Here is a 237-nt window from a genome sequence, read left to right as displayed (position 1 = left end):
ATGCCGGTGTGCTCTCGGTGCGTCCCGATCTGGTAGGCACCGCGGCGGGGTTGGTAGCGGCGATGAGTGTCGGAGGTGGTGCAGTCATTGCCGCGATTGCCGGTCCGGTTCTTGACGGTTCGGCGAGCTTCGATGTCTTGCTCGGCGTATTGCTGGGCCCCGCGTCACTCGCGCTCGCGGCAGCAATTTGTGCTGCAACGCTCGACAGGCGCGGACCAGCCGCCATCTGACGCTGGC

General features: G+C 66.2%; 1 pseudogene. It reads left to right on the top strand.

Annotation, left to right across the window (positions count from 1 at the left end):
- Window positions 1-230, top strand: a pseudogene (locus ACPYOI_RS37010) (Bcr/CflA family drug resistance efflux transporter); the annotation flags it as partial.
- Between the last annotated feature and the right edge of the window lie 7 nt (window positions 231-237).

This window comes from Rhizobium sp. SVR5-2C (assembly GCF_056755115.1).
The sequence above is the reverse complement of the archived record's forward strand: the minus strand, read 5'-3'. Positions and strand labels throughout refer to the sequence as shown.